Here is a 432-nt window from a genome sequence, read left to right as displayed (position 1 = left end):
TCAATATCCGCAAACAACGTACAGGTCAGTACTTCCGGATTTCCAACTGGCACCTTAATAACCAGTAATACCTGTATGGGTACACTCAATGCTGGCGCCACCTGCGACATTACCATCACCCCAGGTGGTACGGCCAGCTCTAATAGCATTGCCAATGCCTGTACCTCATCGCCAGGAACTGAACCCGTGCCAACTGTTGTCACAGTCAGTGCTGATAATGCGCCTTCCACAGATATCAATGTTCTGGTATTAGGATACGGCTGTATTTATCAAGGCGGCTTTTTGTTTTCAGTCGATGACTCCACCTCCAATACCGGAAGTATCGGTGGGAAAGTGGCCGCATTGACGGATGAGCCAAATCCATTGTATCAGTGGTCGACAGTATTCGATGACACAGCAGCGGACAGTATCACAGATGGATTTAGCAATACT

At 48.1% G+C, this 432-nt stretch carries 1 protein-coding gene and 1 pseudogene; one reads left to right on the top strand and one right to left on the bottom strand.

Going from position 1 to position 432, the window contains the following annotated elements; genetic code table 11:
* Positions 1-203, bottom strand: a 203-nt coding sequence (locus tag Ljam_RS15445) for a hypothetical protein (protein WP_238583681.1), incomplete at its 3' end; no start/stop codon positions are given.
* Here Ljam_RS15445 and Ljam_RS15440 point away from each other — a divergent pair.
* A pseudogene (locus tag Ljam_RS15440) lies at positions 187-432 on the top strand (DUF1566 domain-containing protein); the annotation flags it as partial. The gene Ljam_RS15445 and the pseudogene Ljam_RS15440 overlap by 17 nt on opposite strands.

Origin of the sequence: Legionella jamestowniensis (assembly GCF_001467745.1) — a bacterium.
Classification (GTDB): Bacteria; Pseudomonadota; Gammaproteobacteria; order Legionellales; family Legionellaceae; genus Tatlockia; species Tatlockia jamestowniensis.
This window is presented reverse-complemented; position numbering and strand designations above follow the sequence as displayed.